This window comes from Kitasatospora sp. MMS16-BH015, assembly GCF_002943525.1.
In the GTDB taxonomy this organism is placed as follows: domain Bacteria; phylum Actinomycetota; class Actinomycetes; order Streptomycetales; family Streptomycetaceae; genus Kitasatospora.
The window spans coordinates 1,960,369-1,980,441 of the sequence record NZ_CP025394.1; the positions used below are offsets into that span (position 1 = coordinate 1,960,369).

At 74.3% G+C, this 20,073-nt stretch carries 17 protein-coding genes; 6 read left to right on the plus strand and 11 right to left on the minus strand.

Going from position 1 to position 20,073, the window contains the following annotated elements; genetic code table 11:
- Positions 1–85: 85 nt before the first annotated feature.
- Positions 86–742: a response regulator gene (locus CFP65_RS08410; RefSeq protein ID WP_371682384.1), complete on the minus strand. Its 657-nt coding sequence runs from the start codon at positions 740–742 to the stop codon at positions 86–88.
- 23 nt (positions 743–765) lie between these two features.
- Positions 766–1,653 (minus strand): sensor histidine kinase, encoded by an 888-nt coding sequence (locus CFP65_RS08415; protein WP_104815511.1) that lies wholly within the window; start codon positions 1,651–1,653, stop codon positions 766–768.
- Between the two features lie 140 nt (positions 1,654–1,793).
- Between CFP65_RS08415 and CFP65_RS08420 the strand changes: the two genes are divergently transcribed.
- On the plus strand, positions 1,794–2,528 hold the full coding sequence (locus CFP65_RS08420; RefSeq protein ID WP_104815512.1) for an ABC transporter ATP-binding protein: 735 nt from the start codon (positions 1,794–1,796) through the stop codon (positions 2,526–2,528).
- A gap of 34 nt (positions 2,529–2,562) precedes the next feature.
- On the plus strand, positions 2,563–4,881 hold the full coding sequence (locus CFP65_RS08425) for an ABC transporter permease (RefSeq protein ID WP_104815513.1): 2,319 nt from the start codon (positions 2,563–2,565) through the stop codon (positions 4,879–4,881).
- Positions 4,882–4,940: 59 nt separating this feature from the next.
- On the opposite strand, the gene CFP65_RS08430 is transcribed toward CFP65_RS08425, so the two are convergent.
- The 6 genes from CFP65_RS08430 to CFP65_RS08455 all read right to left on the minus strand — a co-directional run bounded on the left by CFP65_RS08430 (position 4,941) and on the right by CFP65_RS08455 (position 11,576).
- Complete coding sequence (locus tag CFP65_RS08430) at positions 4,941–5,546, minus strand: hypothetical protein (RefSeq protein WP_104815514.1); 606 nt, start codon at positions 5,544–5,546, stop codon at positions 4,941–4,943.
- Between the two features lie 27 nt (positions 5,547–5,573).
- Entirely contained in the window at positions 5,574–6,422 is an 849-nt protein-coding gene (locus CFP65_RS08435; protein WP_104815515.1) for a WXG100 family type VII secretion target, read from the minus strand.
- A complete protein-coding gene (locus CFP65_RS08440; protein ID WP_104815516.1) occupies positions 6,419–6,745 on the minus strand; it encodes a hypothetical protein in 327 nt (108 codons plus the stop codon). Before CFP65_RS08440 ends, CFP65_RS08435 begins: the two co-directional genes overlap by 4 nt.
- A gap of 187 nt (positions 6,746–6,932) precedes the next feature.
- The gene (locus tag CFP65_RS08445) at positions 6,933–8,690 is read right to left on the minus strand and encodes a DEAD/DEAH box helicase (protein ID WP_104815517.1); all 1,758 of its coding nucleotides are present in this window, start codon (positions 8,688–8,690) and stop codon (positions 6,933–6,935) included.
- A 198-nt stretch (positions 8,691–8,888) separates the two neighbouring features.
- Complete coding sequence (locus CFP65_RS08450; RefSeq protein ID WP_104815518.1) at positions 8,889–9,092, minus strand: cold-shock protein; 204 nt, start codon at positions 9,090–9,092, stop codon at positions 8,889–8,891.
- Positions 9,093–9,404: 312 nt separating this feature from the next.
- On the minus strand, positions 9,405–11,576 hold the full coding sequence (locus CFP65_RS08455) for an MMPL family transporter (protein WP_104815519.1): 2,172 nt from the start codon (positions 11,574–11,576) through the stop codon (positions 9,405–9,407).
- Positions 11,577–12,053: 477 nt separating this feature from the next.
- On the opposite strand from CFP65_RS08455, the gene CFP65_RS08460 reads away from it, so the two are divergent.
- The 3 genes from CFP65_RS08460 (at position 12,054) to CFP65_RS08470 (ending at position 16,509) form a co-directional block, all read left to right on the plus strand.
- Positions 12,054–14,294, plus strand: a complete 2,241-nt coding sequence (locus CFP65_RS08460; protein WP_168219580.1) for an MMPL family transporter — start codon at positions 12,054–12,056, stop codon at positions 14,292–14,294.
- A 44-nt stretch (positions 14,295–14,338) separates the two neighbouring features.
- Positions 14,339–15,250, plus strand: a complete 912-nt coding sequence (locus CFP65_RS08465) for a phosphotransferase enzyme family protein (protein ID WP_104820726.1) — start codon at positions 14,339–14,341, stop codon at positions 15,248–15,250.
- 269 nt (positions 15,251–15,519) lie between these two features.
- Positions 15,520–16,509 (plus strand): polysaccharide deacetylase family protein, encoded by a 990-nt coding sequence (locus CFP65_RS08470; RefSeq protein WP_254552287.1) that lies wholly within the window; start codon positions 15,520–15,522, stop codon positions 16,507–16,509.
- Here CFP65_RS08470 and CFP65_RS08475 read toward each other — a convergent pair.
- From CFP65_RS08475 to CFP65_RS08485, 3 genes are all read right to left on the minus strand, one after another.
- On the minus strand, positions 16,482–17,420 hold the full coding sequence (locus CFP65_RS08475) for a GNAT family N-acetyltransferase (protein ID WP_104815520.1): 939 nt from the start codon (positions 17,418–17,420) through the stop codon (positions 16,482–16,484). The two genes, CFP65_RS08470 and CFP65_RS08475, sit on opposite strands and share 28 nt — an antisense overlap.
- A 163-nt stretch (positions 17,421–17,583) precedes the next feature.
- A complete protein-coding gene (locus tag CFP65_RS08480) occupies positions 17,584–18,756 on the minus strand; it encodes a GDSL-type esterase/lipase family protein (RefSeq protein ID WP_104815521.1) in 1,173 nt (390 codons plus the stop codon).
- Between the two features lie 58 nt (positions 18,757–18,814).
- On the minus strand, positions 18,815–19,315 hold the full coding sequence (locus tag CFP65_RS08485) for an FBP domain-containing protein (RefSeq protein ID WP_104815522.1): 501 nt from the start codon (positions 19,313–19,315) through the stop codon (positions 18,815–18,817).
- A gap of 91 nt (positions 19,316–19,406) precedes the next feature.
- On the opposite strand from CFP65_RS08485, the gene CFP65_RS08490 reads away from it, so the two are divergent.
- Positions 19,407–19,997: a TetR-like C-terminal domain-containing protein gene (locus CFP65_RS08490; RefSeq protein ID WP_104815523.1), complete on the plus strand. Its 591-nt coding sequence runs from the start codon at positions 19,407–19,409 to the stop codon at positions 19,995–19,997.
- Positions 19,998–20,073 lie beyond the last annotated feature (76 nt).

Consider the following 20,073-nt stretch of genomic DNA (forward strand, 5'->3'; position numbering starts at 1 on the left):
GGTCCAGCCCCGTCGGGATGCCGGCCCGGCACCCGCACGCGGCGGCCCCTGAAGGCCCGGGCGCCGACATCGGATGCCGGGCCACTCAGCCGCCGGGCGCGACCAATCCCGTCTCGTAGGCGAGCACCACCGCCTGGGCCCGGTCGCGGAGGTCCAACTTGGCGAAGATCCGGGCCACATGGGTCTTCACCGTCGCCTCGCTCAGGCTCAGCCGGCCGGCGAGCTCGGCGTTGGACAGACCCCGGGCCATCAGGCCCAGCACCTCCAACTCCCTCGGGGTGAGCGCCGCCAGATCACGGTGCAGCGGAGCGGCGGCGACGCCGTCCTCGGCCGGATCGGCGGCGTACTTCTCGACCAGCCGGCGGGTGATCGAGGGGGCGAGCAGGGCGTCCCCGGTGTTGACCAACCGGACGGCGGCCACCAGGTGTTCGGGGGTGACGTCCTTGAGCAGGAAGCCGCTCGCCCCGGCGCCGAGCGCCGCGTACACGTACTTGTCCAGGTCGAAGGTGGTCAGCATCAGCACCCGGCAGGAGGGGTCGGCGGCCAGGATCCGGCGGGCCGCGTCCAGGCCGTCGAGGTTGGGCATCCTGATGTCCAACAGGACGACCTCCGGCCGGAGTTCGCGGGCCAACATGATCGCCTCGACCCCGTCGGCGGCCTCGCCGACCACCTCGATGCCGGCGGCGGTCAGGATCAGCCGGAAGCCCATCCGCACCAGCGCCTGGTCGTCCGCGATCAGCACCCGGGGGCTCCCGGCGCCCCCGCTCACAGCGAGGCCGCCGGACGGTCCAGCGGGATCCGGGCCCGCACGCGGTACCCGCCGCCCAGGCGCCGCCGCGCGTCCAACTCGCCGCCGTAGACGCCGACCCGCTCGCGCAGCCCGAGCAGCCCGCGCCCGGCCCCCTCGGCCGGGGACCGCTCGGGGGCGGCGTCCCCGGCCAGCACGCTCGGGCCGCTGTTGAGCACCTCCACCCGCAGGTACCGCTCCGCGTACCGCACCGTCACCTCGGCCTTCACCCCGTCCTTGCCGTGCTTGAGCGCATTGGTCAGCGCCTCCTGGATGATCCGGTACGCCGTCAGGTCCACGCCGGCCGGCAGCCGCCGGGGCTCGCCGGAGATCCGCACCTCCACCGGCAGGCCGGCGAAGGCCACCCGGTCGATCAGCGGGCTCAGCCGGTCGAGCCCGGGCTGCGGGCCGAGCGCCTCCTCCGCCGCCGCGCGCTCGTACGCGCCGGCCTCGACGGTCTCGTCCTCGTAGGGCCCGTCCCGGCCGTCCGCCGAGGGGGCGAGCACCCCCAGCAGGGTGCGCAGCTCCGTCATGGCGTCCCGCCCGGCGCCCTCGACGGCCAGCAGGGCGGCCACGGCGGCCTCGGGCTGCCGGGCCAGCACCTGCCGGGCCGCCCCGGCCTGGATCACCATGACGCTCACGTTGTGGCTCACGATGTCGTGCAACTCCCGGGCGATCCGGGCCTGTTCGGCCGCCACCGCGGCCCGCGCGGCCCGGGCCCGCTCGCGCTCGAGCAGCCAGCCCCGCTCCTCCAGCGCCGCCCGGTGCCGCCGCTCGGCCCGGGCCAACGCGACGGCCAGCCCGCCCGCGGCGAGGCCGGTGGCCAGCAGTGCGGCGAGCAGCCAGCCCGCCTCGGTTCCCCCCATGGATCCACACCCTCCCAGGCCCCCGCCCCTCCCGGCGTCCGCCTGGCGGACCACCCGGTACATCCCCAGGATGACCTGCGCGCAAGGGTAGCCCCCGGGGCCGATGCCGCGCTGCCCAGGCCACCCCTACCGTCTCTCCCATGACGAGTACGACGGCGGGTGCCGGATCGGGCGGGGCGGAAGCGGAAGGGGCGGCGGTCGTGGAGCTGACGGACGTCCGGCGGGAGTACGGGGACACCACGGCCCTTGACGGGGTGTCACTGGAGATCAGGGCCGGTGAGGCCGTGGCGGTGATGGGGCCCTCGGGCAGCGGGAAGTCCACGCTGCTCAACATGGTCGCCGGGCTCGACCGGCCGAGCTCGGGGTCGGTGCGGGTGCAGGGCGAGGAGTTGGGGCGGCTCAAGGAGAAGGAGCTGGCGCTCTTCCGGCGGCGCCGGATCGGGATGATCTTCCAGTTCTTCAACCTGATCGACGACCTGCCGGCCCTGGACAACGTGGCGCTGGCCGCCCAGCTGACCGGCACCCCGGCCGCCCAGGCCCGCCGCCGGGCGCTGGAGCTGCTGGACGAGCTCGGCATCGCCGACCGCCGGGACGGCTACCCGGCCACCCTCTCCGGCGGCGAGCGCCAGCGGGTGGCGGTGGCCCGGGCCCTGATGAACCGTCCGGCCCTGCTGCTGGCGGACGAGCCCACCGGCGCGCTGGACAGCCGGGCGGGCGAGCAGGTGATGGACCTGCTGATCGACCTCAACCAGATCGGCCAGACCCTGCTGATCGTCACCCACGACGAGCGGCTGGCCCAGCGCTGCGCCAGCCGGGTGCTGGACTTCGCCGACGGCCGGATCGCCCGCGAACGCACCCTGGAGCGCCAGGCATGAGCACCCCGACCCTCCCCGCCACCGCAGGTGCGGCATGAGCGCCGTCTGGCGGGCGGCCCGGGCGGCCGTGCGCCGCCGCCGGCTGCAGACCGTGGTGATCGGCTTCGTGGTGCTGGTCTCCACCGCCACCCTGGTGGTGGCGCTGGGGCTGCTCAGCACCGCCGCCGGCCCGTTCGACCAGGCCTTCGCCCGGCAGGACGGCGCCCACCTGACCACCGCCTTCGACGCCGCGAAGGTCACCGACGAGCAGCTGGCCGCCACCGCGAAGCGGCCGGGCGTGACGGCCGCCGCCGGTCCGTACGGGCTGGCCATGCTGGAGATCCACCAGCCGGGGGACGACCAGGCCCCGCCGATCACCCTGGCCACCGTCGGCCGGGCCTCGGCGCAGGCCCCGGTGGACCGGATCGAGGTCTGGTCCGGCCACTGGCCCACCGGCCCGGGCCAGATCCTGGTCCGCGCGCAGCCGGGGCAGACCCGCTACACCCTGGGCGGCACGGTCACCCCCACCGGTGGCGGCCCGGCGCTCACCGTGGTCGGGTTGGCCTCCTCGGTCGGGTGGTCGGCCGACGCCTGGGTCACCCCCGGCGAGCTGGCCGCGCTGCACCCGACCGACCGGCAGATGCTCTACCGCCTCGCGGCGCACGACACCGACGCACAGCTCCGGGCCGGCCTGGCGGACCTGACCGCCGCGCTGCCGGCCGAGGCGCTGACCGGCAGTCAGCAGTACCTGGCGGTGCGGAACACCGCCGAGGGCAGCTCGGGCACCTTCGTGCCGTTCCTGGTGCTGTTCGGGGTGCTCGGGCTGGTGGTGGCGGTGCTCATCGTGGGCAGCGTGGTGAGCGGCGCCGTGGTGGCCGGCTTCCGGCACATCGGGGTGCTCAAGGCGATCGGCTTCACCCCGGCGCAGGTGGTCGCGGTCTACCTGGTGATGGTCTCCGTCCCGGCCGCCGCCGGCGCCGTGCTCGGCACCGGGCTGGGCGATCTGCTCGCCCAGCCGATCCTCTCCGAGGCCTACGCCGGCTTCGGCTCCGCCACCACCTCGGTCAGCCCCTGGGTCGACCTCGCGGCCCTGCTCGGCATGCCCGCCCTCGCGGCGCTGGCCGCGCTGCTCCCGGCCCAGCGGGCCCGCACCCTCTCGGTGTCGCAGGCGATCAGCGCGGGCAGCGCCCCCCGGGCCGGCCGCGGCCTGCGGGCCCAGCGGCTGCTGGCCGGCACCCGGCTGCCCCGCCCGCTCAGCCTCGGCATGGGGCTGGTCTTCGCCCGGCCCGGCCGCAGCGCGATGACGCTCGGCGCGGTGGCCCTGGGCGTGCTGAGCGTGACCGTCTCCACCGGCTTCACCCTGACCCTCCAGGACTACTCGCACGCCGCCACCCGCCGGGGCTCCTACCAGCTCGGCGTGATCGCCCAGCGCGGCTACGGCCCGCCCGGCTCGGTGGCCGCCACCCTCTCCGACTCGGCCGTGGAGCAGCTGATCCGGGGCCTGCCGGGCGTCACCGGCCTGTCCGCCAAGGCGGTGGAGGAGGTCCGGATCACCGGCCAGGGCGCGAGCCTGATGGTCGACTTCGCCCGCGCCGACAGCCCCGCCTCCCCCTGGCCGGTGCTGGCCGGCAGGTGGCTGGACGGCCCGGGCCAGGTCGAGGTGAACGGCGACTTCCTCTACAAGCGCGGCCTGCGGGTGGGCGACTCCTTCACCATGGCGGTGGGCGACCGGCAGGTGCCGGTGGTGATCGCCGGCGAGGTGCTGGCCACCGGCATGGACCGGATCTACTCCAACTGGTCGACGCTCCAGCTGCTCGATCCGGCCAAGCGGGCCGACGCCTACGAGGTGAGCCTCGCCCCGGGCACCGACGCCGGGCCGCTCGCCACCCGGATCCGGGCCGCCGACCCGGGGCTGCTGGCCTTCACCGACACCGCCGAGACGCAGTCCTCGGTGGTGGTGATGAGCGGGACGGCCGGGCTGCTCTCGCTGCTGCTGGGCCTGGTGGCGGCGATGGGCATCTTCAACACCGTGGTGCTCAACACCCGGGAGCGGCGCCGGGATCTGGGCGTGCTGAAGTCGATCGGGATGACGCCCCGCCAGGTGGTGGGCATGACGGTCGCCTCGATGGCCACCCTCGGCCTGCTCGGCGGCCTGCTGGGGGTGCCGCTGGGCGTGCTCTGCCACCGCCTGCTCGCCGGGCTGACCTCCCGGGCCGCCCACGTGACCATCCCGGCCCCGATGCTCCGGGTCTACTCCGCCCCGCTGCTGCTGGGCCTCGGCCTGGCGGGCGTGCTGATCGCGGTGCTCGGCGCGCTACTCCCGGCCCGCCGGGCGGCCCGGCTGACCATCGCCCAGGTGCTGCACAACGAGTGACCCGGTGGGTCGGGCTCCGCCCCGGTGCGCTCACCGGGGCGGAGCCTGGTACCGCCGCCTCAGCCCCGGTGGTGGGCGAAGGCGGCGGCCAGCTCCTCGGCCGCGGCGGGGCGGGGGGTGACCAGGCCGAGCCAGGAGCCGTCCGGGAAGTGCAGGTCGAGCCGGCCGCGCTGCAGCACGCCCTTGGGGTGGCGCCGGAGCGCGGCGAGCCGGTGGTACGGCGCCGACCAGTGCACCACGTGCTCGGGGGTGAGCTGCCAGAGCTTGGCCCGGTCCGCCAGCAGCACCAGGCGGCGGTCGGTGAGCGCCAGCAGCCCGCCGCTGCGCGCACCCGCCTCGTGCATCCCCACCACCAGCTGCCCGGCCGAGCCCGCCCAGCCACCGGCGAGCCCCTGACCGTGCACCAGGGAGTCCGGCACCGCGTCCTGCAGCCGGTCCTCCACCGCCCCGACCGCCGCGCCGACCGGGTTGAACACCGCGTACGCCTTGCGCAGCACGCCGAACGGCGCGGCGATCCGCTGCTCCAGCGCGCTCGGCCGACGCGGGGTCAGCAGCTCGGCCGGCGGCTGCGGCACCCCGGGGGCGAGGTCCACCGGGGCCGCCTCGACGAGCAGCTCGCCGGGCTCCAGCAGCGGCTCGACGATCGCCCGGTCACGCTCCAGCACGACGACTCCCTGTGCTCATCGGCGGGTTCACCCGAACGCCGCCTCGATCCGATGCCGCCGCGCGGCCTCCTCGGCCTCGGCGGCGGCCAGCCCGAGCCCGCCCTGGAGGGCGGCCTGGGCGGTCTGGCCGACCGGGTCACCCGTCAGGCCGATCCCGTGCAGGGCGGCCTTGCCGATCATCTTGGTGCCCTTCTTGGCCAGGTAGGCGCCCGGGTCGAGCGGCTGGTTCCAGGTCCAGGGCTTCTTCGGGTTGAGGTGCGGACGCTTGGAGACCGCCTTGAGCGCCTTCATCGCCTCCTCGACCTTCTTCAGCGCCGTGGCCAACTTCCGTACCAGCGCGGCGATCCGGGTGGCCGCGACGGCGCTCTCGGCCGCGGCGGCGGCGGCCTCGGCGGCCAGCGAGATGCCGGCGGTGACCACGCTGAAGGCGAGCGAGGCGGCCAGCGTGACGATCGCCCACTCGATCAGCTCGCGGATCACCGTCTCGACCAGGTCCTGGGCGAAGCGGCACTGCTCGGCGGCCTCGTCCAGCAGCGCGGCGGTGCCGTCGAGGTCCTCCGCCTCCTCCAGCAGGGCCTGCTCGTACTCGGCGAGTTCGCGCTGGAAGGCCTCGGCGGCCGGCCCCTGCCAGTCGTACCCGAGGGCGGCCCGGTCGCGGCGCTGGTCGGCCACCACCTCGCGCAGCTCGGCGGCCTGACGCCGCCACAGCTCGGCGGCGGCCTGCAGCCCCTCCGGGTCGCCGGTGACGGACTCCAGCGGCTCGGCGAGCGGCTCGACCAGCGGGCGCATGATCTCGTCCACCACGCTGCCCAGCGGGCTCAGCCAGTCGTTCACCTTGCCGTAGGCGTCGACCGCCCCGGTCAGCGGCCCGCTCATCCGCCGAGCCCCGCGGCCACGGCGGTCAGGGCCTCGACCGTCTCCTGCTCGGCCTGCTCGTAGGTGCGGGCCGTCCGCTCGGTGTGCTCGCCGATCTGCTCGGTGGTGTCGGCGGCCGAGGTGAGGTTGTCCAGGGCGGCCTCGGTGCGCTCGCGGTAGTCGCGGCCGACGGCGGCGGCCTCCGGCAGCTTGCCGAAGGCGTCGGCGGGCAGCTGGTGGCCGCCGAGCTCGGCCCGGATCCGGCGCAGCCGCTCGGCCCGCTCGGCCGAGCCGCGCGAGAACCGGCGCAGCGCCTCCGGGTCGACCCGGTACTCCCCCGTCATGAGACCTCCCCCTCTGATTCAGGTTCAGGTCATATCCAAACCAAGACTTGGCAAAGAGTCAATCCGCTCACCGGATCATCGGACAGAAGTACCTGAACCCACCGAAAAGGACCGAACGGGGCCGGAAACGCCCCCGGGGCGCCGGATCACGAAGATCCGACGCCCCGGGGGGAAGTGCCGAGCCGGGTCAGTCCGCCTTGCGGCGCTGACGGCCGGTGCCGTAGTTGGAGCCGCTGCGCGAGCCCGAGCCGGGCTTGGAGCCACCGGCGGACTTGCCGATGAAGCCCGCCGCCATCCGGCCGTTGCCGCCGCCACCGCCGGCCGCGCCGGTGCCACCGCCGCCGATCCGCTGCTTGGGGCGCGGGCGGCGCGGGTTGCCGTTCATGTCCACGTCGGTGGGCAGGCCCGAGCGCTTGACCGGGCGGCGGCGCCGGGCGCCGCCGTCGGCGGCCGGGGCGGGCGCGGCCGGGGCCGGCGGCAGGGCGATGGTGACGGCCACGCCGGAGGGCGTCCGGGCGCCGGTGATCCGGCTCAGCTCGGCGTCACCCGGGCGGATCTTGGTGGTGGTCGGGCGGATGCCGGCCACCGTCATCAGGCGGCTGACCTCGCGGCGCTGCTCGGGCAGCACCAGGGTGACCACGGTGCCCGACTCCCCGGCGCGGGCCGTGCGGCCACCGCGGTGCAGGTAGTCCTTGTGGTCGACCGGCGGGTCGACGTTGACGACCATGTCCAGGCCGTCGATGTGGATGCCGCGCGCCGCGACGTTGGTCGCGATCAGCGCGGTGACCTGGCCGTCGCGGAACTGGTCGAGCACCCGGTTGCGCTGCGGCTGCGACTTGCCGCCGTGCAGCGCGGCCGCCCGCACGCCCGCCGCCAGCAGCTGCTTGGCCAGGCGGTCGGCGCCGTGCTTGGTGTGCACGAACATGATCAGCCGGCCGTCGCGGGAGGCGATGTGCGCGGTGGCGGAGGCCTTGTCGGCCGGGTCGAGCTGGAGCACGTGGTGGTCCATGGTGGTCACCGCACCGGCCGACGGGTCCACCGAGTGGGTCACCGGGTCGGTCAGGAAGCGCCGCACCAGGCGGTCCACGTTCTTGTCCAGGGTGGCGGAGAAGAGCATCCGCTGCCCGCCCTCGGCGACCTGCTCCAGGAGCTTGGTGACCTGCGGCAGGAAGCCCATGTCGGCCATCTGGTCGGCCTCGTCCAGGACGGTGATCTGCACCTCGTCCAGGTACACGTCACCACGGCCGATCAGGTCGTCCAGGCGGCCGGGGGTGGCCACCAGCACCTCGGCGCCGCGGCGCACGGCGTTGGCCTGCCGGGTGATCGACATGCCGCCGACCACGGTGGCGATCCGCAGGTTCACGGCGGTCGCGTACGGGGTCAGCGCGTCGGTGACCTGCTGGGCCAGCTCGCGGGTGGGCACCAGGACGAGCGCCAGCGGACGGCGGGCGTCGGCGCGCTTGCCGGCCGTGCGGGCCAGCAGCGACAGGCCGAAGGCCAGCGTCTTGCCGGAGCCGGTGCGGCCCCGGCCGAGCACGTCGCGGCCGGCGATCGAGTCCGGCAGGGTGGCCGACTGGATCGGGAAGGGGTCGGTCACGCCCTCGCGGGCCAGTGCGGAGAGCAGGCCCTTGGGCATCTCCAGCTCGGCGAAGGTCGCGGCCGGCGGACGCGGCGGGGTGCCCTCGACCACGGTGAAGTCCTCGGGCGCCTCCACGGCGCGCTCGCGCGGGGAGCGCCCACGGGCGCCACCGGCGCCGCGCAGGCCGCCCTTGCTGGTGCCGCTGCGGCGCTGGGCGTCGCTGAAGCCACCGGTACTGCCGGCCGCACCGGAACGACCGCGGCCACGGCCGCCGTTACCGCCCTGGCCACCGGTGCCGCGGCTGCTCTGGCCACTCTGGCCACGGCCTGCGGAACGGTCGCGCTGCGGGCGTGCTTGATCAGACATGCAGAAGTCTCTTTCCTGATCGGCCGACGGCCACCAGCGTGTGGTGGCGATGGACCAAGGGAGCCCCGAGCGGTGGCTGGGGACGGGGTCGGCCGACAGGAGTGGGCGCCGCCTCGGCCGTGGGGCGGCATGGGCGAGGGCCCGCACCGTGCGGTACGGGCCCTCGCTACGCGACGTGAGTCAGCTGTGAAGCCGGACTCAGATGACGCGGATGTTCTCGGCCTGCGGGCCCTTCTGGCCCTGGGTCACGTCGAACTCGACGTGCTGACCCTCGACGAGCTCACGGAAGCCCTGGGCGTTGATGTTCGAGTAGTGGGCGAAGACGTCCGGGCCGCCACCCTCCTGCTCGATGAAGCCGAAGCCCTTTTCGCTGTTGAACCACTTCACGACGCCGGTAGCCATAACCGTCTCCTTCTTTGGGGCATCAGAACCCACACCTCGTGGGCTCCAAGTAGCCGCGATCCCCATCCGGAGACAAAACACCGGACAAAACAAATGCGCCTGTTGGTTGGTACCAGCAGGCGCACACGTACGTTCATGGGAACCAAAACTGCAACTGCATCGACTGTAGCACGGCAGGGCCCGGAGTGATCGGAAAAGTTTCACTCACCACATCCGGCCCGCGGCGGTTTACCGGAGCGCCGAAGGGGGCACACGGCGAATTCACCGTGTGCCCCCTCACCTGCGGCGCAGCCCTTACGCCCGCCCGCGGCCTCAGCCGCGGCCGGCGGGCTCCAGCCGGTCGTCCTCGACGACCTTGAGGTCGGGCGCCGAGCCGTGGCCGGCCAGCTCCGCGTGACCGGGCCACCAGGCGGCGCGGCCGAGCAGCGCGGTGAGCGCCGGGGTGAAGAAGAGCGACATCACGAAGGCCGAGACGATGATGCCGAAGGCCACCGAGAAGCCGATCTCACTGAAGAGCGAGTTGCCCGCGAGCAGCATGGTGCCGAAGGTGGCCGCCAGGATGGAGCCGGCCGCCGCGACCGTCGGGCCGCCGTGCTGGACGGCCAGCGCGGCCGCCTTGCGCGGGCTGTGGCCCTCGGCCGCCTCCTCGCGCAGGCGGGCGATCATCAGGATGTTGTAGTCGGTGCCGATCGCCACCACGAAGAGGTAGATGAACATCGGCAGCATGAACATCAGGCCGGGCTCGTGCTGGACGTGCTGGAACAGCAGGCTGGTGGCACCGACGGTGGCACCGAAGCCGAGGCCGACGGCCGCCATCAGGTACCAGGGGGCCACCACGCTGCGCAGCAGCAGGCCGAGGATGATCATGATCAGCAGGGCCGCGATCGGGAAGACCACCGAGTAGTCCCGGGCCATCGCGGTGTTGATGTCCTTGTAGATGGACGTGATGCCGCCGACGTAGGCCTTGGTGCCCTCGGGCGCCGAGCCGTGCGCGACCTTGCGCAGGCCGTCGATGGTGTCGATGGCCTTGTTGGTGGCCGGGGCGTCCTTGAGCATCACGGTGATGTCGGCCGTGGTGCCGTCGGTGCTCATGGTCGGCTTGGGCGCGACCTGGGCCACCCCGTCGACCTTGCCGAGCTCACCGATGTACCCCGTCAGCGCGGCCTGGTCGAGCTTGCCGCCGCCCTCGGTGGTCACGTAGACGTGGCTCGGGTCGGCGGCGCCGGCCGAGAAGGCCTTCATCAGGGTGTCCTGGACGACCATCGACTCCTTGGTCTTCGGCATCGAGCCGGAGGCCAGGTCGAAGGTGCCCTGGTAGCCGAGCGAGCCCAGCGAGAAGATCACCAGCAGCGCGCCGGAGGCGATCGCGACCAGCGTGGGCTTGCGCTCCACGGTGCGGCCGAAGGCGGCGAACCGCGCGTTCTTCGGCTCGCGCTGCCAGGCCTTGGACGGCCAGAACAGCACCTTCTCGGGGATCAGCGAGAGGATCGCGGGCACCAGGGTGACCGAGGCGATCGCCGTGACGCCGACCGCGATGGCCAGCGAGGGGCCGAGCGCGGTGAACATGCCCAGGCTGGAGAGGATCAGCACGCTGAAGGCGACGATGACGGCGCCGGCGGCGGAGGCGATCGCCTCGCCGACCCGGCCGACCGCGTTGACCACGGCGGTCTTGCGGTCGTCACCGGCGCGCAGCCGCTCGCGGTACCGGAACATCAGGAAGAGGAAGTAGTCGGTGCCGACGCCGAACAGCACGATGATCAGGATCGCCGAGACCGAGTTGTCGGCCTTGAGCCCGAAGGCCTTGGAGGCGTCCGCGATCAGCCCGTTGGCCACCATCGAGTAGACGAAGATCGAGAGGATCGGCAGCAGCGCGATGATCGGGCTGCGGAAGATGATCCCGAGCGTCAGCAGGATGATGACGATGGTGCCGATGCCGATCAGCGCGTTGGCCAGCTTGGAGGAATCCTGCTGGTCGAGGTTCTGCGCGACCTGGCCGCCGAGCTGGGCCTTGAGCGCGGTGCCCTGAGCCAGCTCCTTGGCGCCCTCGCGCAGCGCCTTGGCGGAGTCGGCCGCCTCGGGCTTCTGCATGGCGCCCTTCTCCATGCCGATCATGGAGAGCGCGTACTTGCCGTCCTTGGAGATCGACTGCGGGCCGACCGGCAGGATCTTCTCGACCTTGGCGACGTGCTTGTCGGTCAGGCCCTGGACGACCTTGTTCATGTCGGCCTGGTCGGCTGCCGTGAGCTTGCCGCCGTCGGTACGCTCGAACTCGAGGATCGCGGCGGGGGTGAAGCTGGCCGGGAAGGCCTTCTCCTGCACCAGCGAGGCCTGGATCGACTCGTAGTGCCGGGGCAGGAAGCTGCTCTCGTCGGTCTGCGCGGTGAGCTGGGGCGCACTGCCGATGATCGCGATGGCGGCGACGATCCAGGCGACGATCACCCACCAGGCGCGCCTGACGACGAATTGTCCGATTCGGTGGAACATGCTCGCTGTGCCTCCTGGGCATGGTTCACCGCGGCCCTGGGGGACGGAAAGCCGGGCTACGGCTGGACCGGAATCGAGCAGTGGCACTCTTAGCCGGTCGGCAGGTAAGTAAGTGTGAGCATCTTACCGGCAACTTGCTTGCCGCCCGGCAAGCAACCCCCGCTCTACGGATGCCCACGCCCGCCGGACATGCTGCCGGCGGTACGCCCCCTAAGGGCCCGTCAAGGGCCCTGCCCCATCCTGACCTGCGGAGCACCATCAGCACCTCGTACTCCGGGTGGAGATGCCTCCCCCTCAGGGTGGATCTGTCTCCTCCCCCGAGAAGGAGGAGAAGAGGGGAAGAAGGTAGGGAGAACCCCCTCCCGGGGCTGAGGGCAGCCCCCGGGCCGACTCACCCGCTGGCCGGATGCCGCACCCCACCTCGGATTCCTAGGGTTTTACCCGTAACGGAGACACCATTCCTTGGGGGGAAGACCCGTGCAGACCGGAACCATCAAGGCCACCGGCCTGGCTGCCGCCGTCGGCAGCTGGAGCGCGAGACACCGGAAGACCGCCGTGCTCGGCTGGCTGCTCTTCGTCGTCCTGGCGGCGTACCTGGGCGGGCTGCACGGCAGCACCCAGGTGACCGAGGCCGAGTCGATGCCCGGCCAGGTCGCCCAGGCGGCCCGGATCCTCGACCAGGCCGGGATCAAGCAGCCCGCCGGCGAGACCGTCCTGGTCCGGAGCCACACGCTGAGCGCCGAGGACCCGGCCTTCCGGGCCGCCGTCGAGCAGACCGCCGCCGCCGTCACCGCCACCGGGCGGACCGGGCCGGTGCGCAGCCCCTACGAGACCAAGGCCGTCTCGCCCGACGGGCACGCGGCCCTGCTCTCCTTCACCGTGAACGGGGCGGACCGGGCGGCGGCGGTGGCCAACGTGCCCGCCGTGCTGGACGCGGTGGCCAAAGTGCAGGCCGCGCACCCGGAGCTCACCGTGGCCGAGCTGGGCGAGGCCAGCTCGGGCAAGTGGTTCGACGACCAGTTCACGAACGACTTCAGCCGGGCCGAGTGGACGGCCGTGCCGCTGGCCCTGGGCATCCTGCTGGTGGCCTTCGGGGCGCTGGTGGCCGCCGTGCTGCCGGTGGTGCTCGCGCTGACCGCCTTCGTGGCGGCCGGCGGGCTGGTCGCGCTGGGCAGCGGGCTGCTGCACACCAGCAACGACGCGAGCTCGGTGATGCTGCTGGTGGGCCTGGCCGTCGGGGTCGACTACGCCCTCTTCTACCTGCGCCGGGAGCGCGAGGAGCGGGCCGCCGGACGGGACGCCGAGACGGCGCTGCGGGTGGCCGCCGCCACCTCCGGGCGGGCCGTGCTGGTCTCCGGGGTCACCGTGGTGGTGGCGATGGCCGGGATGTTCCTGACCGGGATCGCCGACTTCAAGGCGATGTCGCTGGCCACCATCGTGGTCGTGGTCACCGCCGTGCTCGGCTCGCTCACCGTGCTGCCCGCGCTGCTCTCGATGCTGGGCGACCGGGTGGAGAAGGGCCGGCTGCCGTTCCTGCACCGGCTGCGCCGGTCCTACGCCGGCGAGGGCAGCCGGGTATGGAACGCCGTGCTCACTCCCGTGCTGCGTCGCCCGCTGGCCGCCACCCTGCTCTCCACCGGCCTGCTGCTCGGGCTGGCCGCGCCGCTGCTCACCATGCACACCGCGAACCTGACCTTCGAGCAGCAGCTGCCCAAGGGCAATCCGCTGGTGACCACCTCGGCCGCGATCCAGGCCGCCTTCCCCGGCAGCCCGGCCCCCGCCACCGTGGTGATCAAGGCCACCGACATCTCCTCTCCCGCGATGACCGCCGCGATCGCCGAGCTCCAGGCCAGGGCGCTGGCCACCGGCCGGATGCACGGCCCGATCCAGGTCACCGTGCACCGGGAGCAGAACGTGGCCACCGTGGACATCCCGCTGGCCGGCAGCGGCAACGACGCCGCCTCCACCGCCGCGCTCAAGGCGCTGCGCGAGGAGGTGGTGCCCGCCACCGTGGGCGCCGTGCCCGGCACCCGGGCCCCGGTCACCGGCGCCACCGCCGGCTCGTACGACTTCAACCGGCAGATGTCGGGCAGCCTGCTGCCGGTCTTCGGCTTCGTGGTGGCCTTCGCCTTCCTGCTGATGCTGGGCTCGTTCCGCTCTCCGGTGATCGCGCTCACCGCCGTGCTGCTCAACCTGCTCTCGGTCGGCGCGGCGTACGGGGTGCTCACCCTGGTCTTCCAGCACGGCGTCGGGGCCTCGCTGCTCGGCACCGCCGGGGTGGGGGCGGTGGAGTCCTGGGTGCCGCTCTTCCTCTTCGTGATCCTCTTCGGGCTGAGCATGGACTACCACGTGTTCGTGGTCTCCCGGATCAAGGAGGCGCACGACCGGGGCCTGGCCACCCGGGCCGCCGTCGCGTACGGCATCCGCTCCACCGCCGGGGTGGTCTCCAGCGCGGCGATCATCATGGTGGCGGTGTTCGGGGTCTTCGGGACGCTCTCGATGCAGTCGATGAAGCAGATGGGCGTGGGCCTGGCGGTGGCCGTGCTGGTGGACGCCACGGTGATCCGGGGCGTGCTGCTGCCCTCGGTGATGACCCTGCTCGGCGAGCGCAACTGGCGCCGGGCCGAGCGGCACGGCGACGGGCGGCACGGCGACGAGCGGCACGGCACCGGACGGCACGCGGCGCCGGTCGGGGCCAAGGACCCCCAGCCGGTGTAGCGCCTGCTCGACCGGCGGGGCCGGGGTGAGCGATCATGCTGGTCATGACCAGCTCTCACCCCGGCCCCGCCGCCCCCGTGTTCGACGAGGACACCGCCCGCTCACTGCTGGCGGAGGTCTGCGCGTACGCCGGGCTGCCCGAGCCCGCCGGGGCCCGGCTGGTCTCCTTCGGCGAGAACGCCGTCTTCGACCTCGGCGACCCGGGCGTGGTGGTGAAGATCGGCCGCGGCCGCGAGCTGGCCGGGCGGGCCCGGCACGAGCTGGCCGTGGCGCGCTGGCTGGCCGGCGAGGGCATCCCGGCCCCGCGCCCGTACGCGGACCAGCCGCTGCAGGCGGGCAGCCACCCGGTGACCCTCTGGCACCGGCTGCCCGCCGCCGTCCGCCCGGCCGTCTCGGCCGACCTCGCCCCGCTGCTGCTCGCCCTGCACCGGCTGCCCGCCGCCCCGCTGCCGCTCGGCCGTCGCGACCTGCTCGCCCCGGTGGACCGCTGGCTGGCCGCCGCCGAGGGCCACGTGGACCCGGCCGACACCGCCTTCCTGCGGGCCCGCCGCACCGAGTACGCCACCGCGCTGACCGAGCTCGCCCCGGCCCTGCCGCCCGGCGTGATCCACGGCGACGCGCTGCCCCGCAACGTGCACCTGGGCCCGGACGGGCCGGTACTGCTCGATCTGGAGACCGTCTCGGACGACCTGCGCGAGCACGACCTGGTCGTCCTCGCGCTCAGCCAGGACCGGTACGGCGTGCCGGCCGAGGAGTACCGGGCCTTCACGGCCGCCTACGGCTGGGACGTGCGCGACTGGCCCGGCTTCGCCGTGCTGCGCGGGGCCCGCGAGACGGCCAGCGCCTGCTGGGTCGCCCAGCAGGCGGCGGGCAGCGCGGCGGCGGCCGCGGAGTTCGCACGCCGGGTCGGCTCGCTGCGCGAGGGCGCGGCCGAGGTGCGCTGGTACCCGTTCTGAACCCCGGCGTACCCGCTGAACCCCGGCGTACCCGCTGAACCCCCGCGTACCCGGCTCGGGGCCGGAACGCCAGGGGGTGTGACCACCCCCTCGTTCCGTCGATCTCCTTGCCCCGGCCGGGGGTTGTCGGCCACCCTTGCCGGTATCCCCTGCCCGTCCCCGCCCGGCCGAGCCCGGTGGCACCGGCGCGGAACCAGCCCCGCAGCTGCCGCGTCTCACCGTTCGCACACCCCGGGTGGGGCCACCGCACGCCGTCAGGAGCCGACGCGATGCCGATACGCAAGAACCGATCCACGCTGCACCGCGCCGTCCTCGGCGGGCTCGCGGCGGTCCTCGCTCCCGCCCTGGTGGCCGGCTGCGGCGCGGCCCAGGGATCGGTGCTCGCGGATTCGACACCCGGCAGGACGACCACCCCCACCGCCTCGGCCGGCCCGATGGCCGACGGTTCCACCGCCCCCGGCTCCCCCAGCGCCTCCCCGAGCAGCGGCCGGACGACCGGTGGCAGGCCCACCCCCTCCGCCGACGCCCCCGCCACCCCCACCGGCACCAGGACCGCCACTCCCGACAGCACCCCGAGCAGCGCGCCGGACGGCTCCCCGAGCAGCACCCCCGGCACCCCCGGCACCTCCGGCAGCGCCAAGCCGCTGCCACCCGGCGGCCCGACCTCGATCGTGCACTCCACGGCCACCGGCGGCCGCACCGTGGCGCTCACCTTCGACGACGGCCCCGGCCCGGCCACCGGCCCGGTGCTCGATCTGCTCGCCCAGTACGGCGTGCACGCCACCTTCTGCCAGATCGGCCCGCAGGCCACCGCCAACCCGGCCCTGGTGCACCGCATCCTGGCCGGCGGCCACCGCCTCTGCGACCACACCGTGCACCACCCGCAGCCGCTGCACACCCTGGCCCACGACCGCCAGGTGTACGAGATCGACGCTGCCAAGGACATGATCGTCCAGGCCGGCGGCCCGGGCACCAAGGTCGCCTGGTTCCGCGCCCCCGGCGGCGACTTCAGCGCCGAGAACGAGCAGATCGCCGTCCAGGACGGCATGCGCCCGCTCGGCTGGACGGTCGACCCACGCGACTGGTCCCGCCCCGGCGTGCCGGCCATCGTCGCGGCCGTGCAGCACCAACTCCGCCCGGGCGGCGTGGTGCTGATGCACGACGGCGGCGGCGACCGCTCGCAGACCGTGGCCGCGCTGCGGCAGCTGCTCCCCTGGTTCGTGGCCCAGGGCTACACCTTCGACTTCCCGGCGGTCTGACCCCCGGCGAGGGGCCTGCCGTACACCGCCGAGCTCCGACGGACCGTCATGCCCACGCTCTCGTAGAGCCCGAGCGCACCGGTCTCCGAGTGGGTCCAGAGCGTGCAGGAGCGGTGGCCCCGGCGGTACGAGGCCCGGAAGGCCTCGCGGAGCAGCAGCCGGGCGATGCCCCGGTGCCGGTGGTCCTTGCGGACGGCCACCCGCTCCACGTACCCCTCCGCGCTGCCCGGGGTGGCCAGCGCCAGCACCACCCCGACCAACTCCCCGCCGGCGAAGGCCAGCGGGGAGAGGGCGGGGGCGAAGGTGTCCCGCTCCACGCTGAGCGCGGCCCACTCCGGGTAGGACTTGCGCCGCTGCTGCCAGTCGTCGAAGGCGTCCTCGGTCAGCAGGTACGCGGCCCGCTCGTCCCCGGCCCGGAACGGGCGCACGGTGACGCCCGGCAGCGGCTCCGGCTCCGGCGGCTCGGCGGCCAGCTCGATGGCCAACTGCCACTCGGTGACGAACGGCTCGTAGCCGCGTGCCCGGAGCAGGCCGACCCCCGCCCGGTCGGCGTCCGGCACGGTCTGGCTGAGCCGGTCGGTGCCCGCCTCGCGGGCCCGCTCCTCGGCCCAGTCGAGCAGCGCGCCGCCCAGCCCCCGGCCCCGGTGGGCCGGGTGCACGTCCACGGTGCTGCGCCGCCCGCGCACCCAGGCCCAGCCGACCGGCTCGCCCGCCGCGTCCAGCGCCAGCCGGGTGTCCAGGGCCGGGTCCAGGCCGGGCAGCGCCAGCTCGGCGGCGATCCGGTCCGGGCCGGTCTCGGCCAGCCCGAACAGCTGTTGTTCGCCGGCCGCGACCAGCCGGTGGATCGCGGGGGCGTCGGCGGGGGTGGCCGGTCGGCCTCGGTACGGGGAGGGGAGTGACGGTTCAGCCATGGGAACGACTCTGGGTCACCCGGGGCCGCGCTGTCGACCCCATTGACCGTCAGGTCCCGGCCGGCGGGGGCCGACGAGGGTCGACCGGGGCGGCCGTTGCCGATCGGGGTCGGCCGGGGTCGACCGGGATCGGCCGCGGTGGCCCGGGTCGGCCGATCGACCGTCAGGCTCCGGCCGACTGCTGTTCGAAGGGGCCGCCGGGGCCGAAGGCCAGGGCGGCGAAGTGCGAGGCGATCCGGCGGTGGCCGGCCGGGCAGGGGTGCAGGCCGTCCGGCAGCGGGTGGTCCGCGTGGTCGGCCTCGCCGTAGAGGGCCAGGCCGTCGAGGTGGTGCAGGTGCGGGTCGGTGGCCGCGCGCTGGGCGGTGATCCGGGCCAGCTCGGCGCGGATCACGGTGAGGGTCAGCCGGCCGGCGGCGGCCTCGGCCGGGTCGCCGGTGGCCCGGAAGGCGGGGGCGGGGCCGGAGAAGTCCGCCGCGAGCGGGCCGGGGGTGTGCTCGTGGGTCGGGCAGAGCACGGGCGAGACGACGAGCAGCGGGGTGGTCGGGTGGCCCTCCCGGATGGTGTCCAGGAAGCCGTGCACCACCGGGCCGAAGGCCCGCAACCGCATCAGGTCCAGGTTCACCAGGTTGATCCCGATCTTCAGGCTGATCAGGTCGGCCGGGGTGTCCCGGATGGTCCGGGCCAGGAACGGGTCGAGCAGCGCGTTGCCGCCGAAGCCGAGGTTGACCAGGTCGACCCCGCCGGTGGCGGCGGCCAGCGCGGGCCAGGTGCCGGTCGGGCTGTCGGCCGAGGAGCCGTGGCTGATCGAGCTGCCGTGGTGCAGCCAGACCCGCCGGCCGGAGGCCGGAGCGGGCTCGACCGGGGCGTCGGTGCGCAGCGCCAGCAGCTCCACCTGCTCGCCGTGCGGCAGCCAGAGCTCCACCGTCTTCTCCCCGGCGGGCAGCTCCGCGAAGCGGACGGTGCCGGGCGGGCCGGGCACCACCGTGGCGGCGCCCGTGCTCAGGTCGACGCCGTACACGGTGCCGCCGTCGGCCGGGGCCTGGGCCACCGGCCGGCCGTCCACCAGCAGGTCGAAGAGCCCCTCGGTGGCGGGGCCGCCGACGTACCGGGTGCGGGTCACGTGCACGTCCAGCTCGAGGTGCCGGGCGCCGGTGCGGAAGACCAGCCGGACGCCGGAGGGCTTGGCTGCGGCGCCGAGCAGGCCCGGGTCCGGGTACTGGCGGCGGACCCAGGCGGGCAGGCGGTGCGGCAGCAGGCCGCCGCGCTCGGTGCGCTCGGTGTCCAGGGCGCCGCGCAGCAGCTCGGGCTCGACGGGGGTGGTGATCCAGTCGGTCACGGCGGTCTCTCCTCTGATGGCTCGTCGGTACGGGGTCGGAGTCTCTCCTAGAGAGGCCCTAGCTGCGGACGCGGTCGACGAACTCGGCCATCCGCGTCATCATCCGGGCCACCCGCTCCTCGTTGCTCAACGTCTCCTGGGCGGCGTTGACGCCCTGCGGCTTGCGGAGCCGGCGGGCGTAGAGCGGGCAGGCCAGGTCGGCGCAGATGTACACGCCGACGGAGTTGCCCTCGCGCCCGGCGGTGCCGGCCTTGCGGGCGGCCATCAGGTGGACGCCGGTGCCCGGGTGGGTGGTCAGGCAGATCGAGCAGAGGCCGCGGTGGGTGGCGTTGCGCGGGCCGGTGGAGGTGCGCAGCGCGATGCCCACGGGCGGCTCGCCCTCGGCGCCGGGCACGACGAGGTGGCCCCGGTCGGGGGCGGAGGGGTCGCGCCAGCCGAGGAAGTCCAGGTCGCCCCAGGGGAGTTCGGCCAGGTCACGGGGGATGTTGAGGCGCTTGGCCTCGCCCTGGGTGCAGTTGACGAAGGACCTGCGGATCTCGGATTCGGTCATCGGCTTCATGAGACTCACGCTAACCAAGCCTAGGACTCCTAGGCAAACGACTTTTACGGCTAGGATGGGTCCTGACCGGTGACGAAGGAGGCGAGGCAGAGTGACGGCACGCGCGGGCCTGTCCACGGAGCGGGTGGTGGTGGCCGCGGCCGCCCTGGCCGACGAGATCGGCTTCGACAAGGTGACGGCCTCGGCCGTGGCCCGGGGCTTCGGGGTCAAGGACGCGAGCCTCTACTCGCACGTCCGCAACCTCCAGGAGCTGCGCGAGCGGATCGCCGTCCTGGCCGCCGAAGACCTCGCCGAGCGGGTCGGCAACGCCCTGATGGGCCGCGCCGGCCTGGCCGCCCTGACGGCCTTCACCGAGGCCTACCGGACCTTCGCCCGCGAGCACCCCGGCCGCTACCAGGCCATCGAGGTCAAGCTCACCCCCACCCGCTGGGCCGAGCTCGGCGGGCGCCGGCGCGGCGCCGACCACACCTACGCCCTGCTCCGCGGCTACGGCCTGACCGAGTCCGACCGGGCCACCGATGCCGCCCGCTTCCTGCTCGCCACCCTGCACGGCTACGTCAACCTGGAGCGCCACGGCGCCTTCGGCGCCCCCCGCCCGATGGCCGCCTCCTGGCCCAGCGCCCTGCAGGCCCTCCACCTCGCCCTGACCAACTGGCCCCCGGCGGAAGAGGAAGAGGCCTGACGGCCCGACCCGGGACGAGCACCGCGGACGGCAGAAAGCGACGGCAGAGACGGGCGGCGGGCGGAGCAGCACGCGG

Excerpts from the sequence above, each read along its gene's own strand:
- CFP65_RS08415 (WP_104815511.1), bottom strand. The coding sequence starts at position 1,653 with ATGGGGGGAACCGAGGCGGGCTGGCTGCTCGCCGCACTGCTGGCCACC.
- CFP65_RS08420 (WP_104815512.1), top strand. The coding sequence starts at position 1,794 with ATGACGAGTACGACGGCGGGTGCCGGATCGGGCGGGGCGGAAGCGGAA.
- CFP65_RS08425 (WP_104815513.1), top strand. The coding sequence starts at position 2,563 with ATGAGCGCCGTCTGGCGGGCGGCCCGGGCGGCCGTGCGCCGCCGCCGG.
- CFP65_RS08435 (WP_104815515.1), bottom strand. The coding sequence starts at position 6,422 with ATGAGCGGGCCGCTGACCGGGGCGGTCGACGCCTACGGCAAGGTGAAC.
- CFP65_RS08440 (WP_104815516.1), bottom strand. The coding sequence starts at position 6,745 with ATGACGGGGGAGTACCGGGTCGACCCGGAGGCGCTGCGCCGGTTCTCG.
- CFP65_RS08445 (WP_104815517.1), bottom strand. The coding sequence starts at position 8,690 with ATGTCTGATCAAGCACGCCCGCAGCGCGACCGTTCCGCAGGCCGTGGC.
- CFP65_RS08450 (WP_104815518.1), bottom strand. The coding sequence starts at position 9,092 with ATGGCTACCGGCGTCGTGAAGTGGTTCAACAGCGAAAAGGGCTTCGGC.
- CFP65_RS08455 (WP_104815519.1), bottom strand. The coding sequence starts at position 11,576 with ATGTTCCACCGAATCGGACAATTCGTCGTCAGGCGCGCCTGGTGGGTG.
- CFP65_RS08465 (WP_104820726.1), top strand. The coding sequence starts at position 14,339 with ATGACCAGCTCTCACCCCGGCCCCGCCGCCCCCGTGTTCGACGAGGAC.
- CFP65_RS08470 (WP_254552287.1), top strand. The coding sequence starts at position 15,520 with ATGCCGATACGCAAGAACCGATCCACGCTGCACCGCGCCGTCCTCGGC.
- CFP65_RS08475 (WP_104815520.1), bottom strand. The coding sequence starts at position 17,420 with ATGGCTGAACCGTCACTCCCCTCCCCGTACCGAGGCCGACCGGCCACC.
- CFP65_RS08485 (WP_104815522.1), bottom strand. The coding sequence starts at position 19,315 with ATGAAGCCGATGACCGAATCCGAGATCCGCAGGTCCTTCGTCAACTGC.